General features: G+C 51.3%; 4 protein-coding genes. All 4 read left to right on the top strand.

The window, feature by feature from the left end; all coding sequences use genetic code 11:
* Positions 1-835, top strand: an 835-nt coding sequence (locus TJ79_RS04930; protein WP_040949188.1) for a DegV family protein, incomplete at its 5' end; no start/stop codon positions are given.
* Positions 832-1,680, top strand: a complete 849-nt coding sequence (locus TJ79_RS04925; RefSeq protein WP_040949187.1) for a DegV family protein — start codon at positions 832-834, stop codon at positions 1,678-1,680. The genes TJ79_RS04930 and TJ79_RS04925, both read left to right, overlap by 4 nt.
* Before the next feature lie 164 nt (positions 1,681-1,844).
* Positions 1,845-2,852, top strand: a complete 1,008-nt coding sequence (locus TJ79_RS04920) for a 2-oxoacid:acceptor oxidoreductase family protein (RefSeq protein WP_040949186.1) — start codon at positions 1,845-1,847, stop codon at positions 2,850-2,852.
* A 70-nt stretch (positions 2,853-2,922) separates the two neighbouring features.
* A partial coding sequence (locus tag TJ79_RS04915) for a thiamine pyrophosphate-dependent enzyme (protein WP_040949185.1) occupies positions 2,923-5,228 on the top strand: 2,306 nt, incomplete at its 3' end.

The following is a 5,228-nucleotide window of genomic DNA, read 5'->3' as shown; positions in this document are numbered from 1 at the left end:
AGATAGCACAAGCGATCTGGCCCCTTCGCAGCTGGAGCGCTATGGTATTGAAGTTATACCGCTCTATGTCACCTTTGACGCTGAATCCTACCGTGACGGCGCCGAACTGCAAGCGGACGATCTTTTCCGCAAGGTAGGGGAGAAGTCCAAGCTGCCCAAAACCGCCGCACCATCGCCGGCTGACTTCATAAACGCCTTTTCACCGTCTATCGAGGCAGGCTATGACATCCTTTACATCGCTTTATCTTCGGAGTTATCGTCCACCAGTCAAAATGCCATGATTGCGGCAGATGAATTTCCAGATGGACGAGTTCGCGTATTCGATTCTCTGAACCTTTCCAGCGGCATCGGATTACAGGTGATGAAGGCAGCCGTGGCCGCAGAGAAGGGCAAAACCATGGACGAAATCATGGCCATTTTGGAATCGGTCCGCAAAAGAGTTGAAACCGAGTTCATCATTGATACGTTAGATTACTTATATATGGGCGGCCGCTGCTCCGGTTTGCAGCATTTTATTGGCAACATGTTGAAAATCCGCCCAGTGGTCAAAGTAGTGGACGGGAAGATGATTCTCGCATCAAAAATACGCGGCAAACGGGAGAAGGCTCTGCAGCAGCTGCTGGATAATGCGCTAGCCAATAAAGATAAGATGGATGATGAACTGGTGTTCGTCACCCATGCCAAAGCCGATGAAGAAGCAGTCTACCTGCGGGAAACACTGCTGCGCGAGACTCGCGCGAAAGAAGTCGTCATTACCGAAGCGGGGTGCGTCATCTCCAGTCACTGTGGACCGCAAACCGTTGGCATTTTGTACATCACAAATGAAGGAGCATGATTTTGAGCACTCAGATCATTACTGACAGCAGCGCCGATTTGCCTAAGGAGTTAATTGAAAAACTGAAGATTACCATCGTGCCATTATGCGTTCATTTTGGGGAGGAGCGGATGCCTAGCGACTTGTCCGCAAAAGAGTTTTACACGAGAATGAAAGCTTCCAAGAACTTGCCGACAACGGCGAGTCCGAGTCCGCACACGTTTCTGCAAACCTTTATCGAAGCAAGCAAGGTCCACGATCATATTGTGGTCATGTGCTTGTCTTCCAATATCAGCAGCACCTACCAAAATGCTTTAGTAGCGAAAGAACTGTTCGAAGAGCAGGGTCTGCCGGGAAAAGTCGAGGTGATCGACACCCGATCCTTTTCTTTGGGGCTCGGACTTCAAGTGGTGAAGGCGGCGACCCATGCATTGGCAGGAATTACCATGCATGACCTCATGGATAAGGTTCGGGACAATGTGAAAGAAATCACAGCTTATTTCACCCTTGAAAACTTGGAAAATGTCATTAAGGGCGGCCGTCTGGACCGCATCCGGGGAACTGTAGCCTCGGTGCTCAACATCAAGCTGCTGCTGAAAATAAGCGAAACCGGAACCGTCGATGTCATCGAAAAAGTCCGCGGCACCCAAAACGCCTTAAACCGGTTGATCGATAAAATCGGCGAAAAACACCACGATTTCGAGAAAGCGATCGTTGGAATTTGCCATAGCAGCTGCGAGGAAAGAGCACTAGACGTAAAGAGACGGATTCTCGCCAAGTATCCCTTTAAGGAAGTTATCCTTTCCGATATGGGGCCGGTTATCGGATCCTATGCGGGTGAAGGCGGTATCGGAGTCGCTTATTAAGCACAAAATTAGCGCAATTAAATATTGACACCTTTATGAAATGCGTGAGTTATCTCACGCTTTTTTTCTTAATTGTTCCAAAATAAATGTTGCCAGTAACGTAATAATCATTACAATTAATATAATAGAGTATATAGCTTGTTTAATCGAAAGGAGCTAAAGGGATGGTCACTTTACCCAAAGTGAACGAGTTGGGTTTTTTTGAAATCAGGCTGGAGTCCATCGGCGGTCTTGGCGCCAACCTGGCCGGCAAGATGCTGGCGGAGGCCGGCGTAACCGGTTCAGGCTTGAACGGAGTCAGTTTTTCCTCTTACGGTTCTGAAAAGAAAGGTTCTCCGGTTAAAGCACATATCCGGTTTTGTGATATCGACACGAAAATCCGCGACACTTCCCCGGTGGAACGCCCCCATGTCGTTGGCGTTTTCCACGAAGCATTGTACAAAACGATCAATGTCGTAAGCGGGATTTATGAGGACAGCGTCGTCCTTATCAACTCTGCGAAATCTCCTGAAGCGCTTAAATCCAAGCTGAATTTGCTAGCAGGTACCATCGCCGTCGTCGACGCCACAGGCATTGCCCTGGAAGAGAAAAACCGGGCTAATATGGCTATGTTGGGCGGATTGTTCCGCCTTTGTCCGTTCCTCGACGTCGACAACATGCGCACCGTCATCCGCAAATCCCTGGAGAGTAAGTATCCCGGGGCGGTTCAACCTGCCTTGAACACCTTTGACCGCGGGTATAACGAAGTGCAATTCCAAACCTTCGCCGTTCCGGAAGGGGAGAGCATGCCTAAGTTCGTAAGATGGGATACTCCGGTTCTCGGCTACGAAACCCAGCCTATGGGCGGCCTTGTCATCAATCCCGGCAACAGCATCCTTAAGGATTTGAGCATTTCCCGCTCGGGCATGCTGCCGCATTTTAATCAAGACACCTGCATCCACTGCGCGTCCTGCGACAACGTTTGTCCGGACTTCTGTTTCGTGTGGGAGGAGCAGCCAGATAAAAAAGGCCGCCCGCAAATGTTTTTGCAAGGAATCGACTATCAATATTGCAAGGGCTGCTTGAAGTGCGTGACGGCTTGCCCGACGGATGCGCTGTCTAAATCCCGAGAAGCGGACGGCTACGCCGATGAACACCGGACTCCGCATCGATTTCCATTAGCAGCCATTTAACCTTTTCTGCGCAGGTAAGGCGCAGATTTCTTACAATCCCACTATGAAGAAAAAGGGTGTGATTTCACCAATGGCGATCGAATTATCCAAAGAAAAGGCTCCCGGTCTGGTGGAACAACGTATCGTATACGAGTCCGGAAACGAAATGGCCGCCTATGCAGCCCATCAGATCAATTATCACATGATGGGTTATTTTCCGATCTCTCCATCGACTGAAGTGGCGCAATTCCTCGATTTGATGAAGACGAAGGGCCAGCACGACATCAAGCTGGTCGCAGCCGACGGCGAGCACGGCTCGGCAGGCATTTGTTATGGCGCATCCACGGGCGGCGGACGGGTGTTCAATGCCACCAGCGCCAACGGCTACCTCTATATGCTAGAGCAAATGCCGGTTCAGTCGGGAACTCGTTTTCCCATGGTCATGAACCTGGTTTGCCGCTCCGTATCGGGTCCGCTGGATATTCACGGCGATCACTCCGACCTTTACTATGCTCTCAATACCGGTTGGCCGATTTTGATGTGCCGCGATCCGCAAGCGGTTTACGATATGAACCTGATGGCGCTGAAGCTGGCTGAGGATCCGGAAGTGCGCCTGCCTGTGCTGGTGGCTTCCGACGGCTATTTTACCTCCCACCAAAAACGCAGAGTCAACACCTTTGCTCACCGGGAAGATGTCCATAAATTTGTCGGCGCCCAGCCTCCCAGCGGCTTCGCCCACACATTGGACCGCAACAATCCGATTACCGTCGGCCCGTACATGAACGAACCGGACTATATCAATAACTGTTATCAGCAGTCCATGGCTATGTATAAAGCAGGGGAAGTATATGACCGCATCCGCAAAGAATTTGCCCTCTTGACCGGACGAGATTATCCCGTGCTGGATCTGTACCGGATGGAAGATGCGGAAGTCGCTGTTTTCCTGATGAATTCCTCCTCGGAAATCATCAAGGACGTCGTCGACCAACTGCGGGAAAAAGGCATCAAAGCCGGTTCTATCGCGCCGAACATCATCCGTCCTTTCCCGGCAAAAGAGATCTGCGAAGCACTGGCTAACGTCAAAGCCGTCACCGTCGGCGACCGCGCCGATTCCTACGGCGGTCACGGTGGCAATATGGTCAACGAAATCAAAGCCGCGCTGTTCACGGCGGGGAATCACAGCACCATGGTCATTAGTCGTATTTATGGCTTGGGCGGCAAAGATTTCTACGCAGAAGACGGCCACAACCTATTCGGCTTTGCCATCGATGCCGTTGCCAAAGGCTATGTAGAAAAACCTTTTGACTACTACGGCCATACCCCTGGGGATCCGACAAAGGCGCCTAAGCGTGTTATCGAGCCGCTGCGCTACGAGGATTTGAAAACCGGCTTGATCAACATTAGCCGAGATGAAAGCACCCGTAAGCTGAGCGTGAAAATCCCGCCGCTGCGTTCCTTGACGAAGAAGCCGAAGCGAATTGCACCAGGGCACGGCGCTTGTCCGGGCTGCGGCATTTTCTCCGGGTTGGAGTTGTTCTTCAAAGGAATCGAAGGGGACATCGTCGCCCTGTTCCATACCGGCTGCGCCATGGTTACCACCACCGGCTATCCGTATTCCTCCCATAAAGCGACGTATATCCATAACCTGTTCCAAAACGGCGCAGCCACCATGTCCGGCCTCGTGGAAATGTTCTGGGAACGGAAGCGCCGCGGCGAGTTGGATCACTTGAATCTGCCTGATGACTTCACCTTCGTCATGGTTACCGGAGACGGCGGTATGGACATCGGCATGGGTCCGGCTATTGGCGCCGCCTTGCGGAACCACAAAATGATCATTCTCGAATACGATAACGAAGGGTATATGAATACCGGCGCCCAGTTGAGCTATTCGACGCCTCTTGGCCATCGCACCTCCACCTCCAACGTGGGAGCGAAGCAAGGCGGCAAGCCTTTCCACCACAAGGATACGGCGCAAATCATGGCGGCAACGAACATTCCTTACGTCTTCACGGGAAGCGAGTCCAACCCGCAGGATTTGGTGAAAAAAGCGGCTAAAGCCCAATGGTACGCCCAAAACGAGGGCCTCGTTTACGGAAAAATTTTGATCACCTGCCCGCTCAACTGGCTGTCCGAAGAAGAGCAGGGGACTGAGATCATCGACAATGCCGTTAATGCTTGCTTCTTCCCGCTCTATGAAGTGGAGCATGGCATCACTTCCATTACTTACAATCCGGAAGAGAAGAATAAGAAAATTCCGTTGTCCAACTGGCTGAAAACCATGGGCAAAACGAAGCATTTAACCAAGCCGGAATACGCTGAAGCCTACGCTTCTTTCGAAGAAGAAGTGGAACGCCGCTGGAACGTATTGAAGGCGAAAAACGAAAATCCGTATCTGTA

It is taken from the genome of Gorillibacterium massiliense (assembly GCF_000455485.1).
In the GTDB taxonomy this organism is placed as follows: Bacteria; Bacillota; Bacilli; order Paenibacillales; family NBRC-103111; genus Gorillibacterium; species Gorillibacterium massiliense.
Note: the sequence above shows the minus strand (reverse complement) of the source record. Positions and strands in the feature narration are given on the sequence as shown.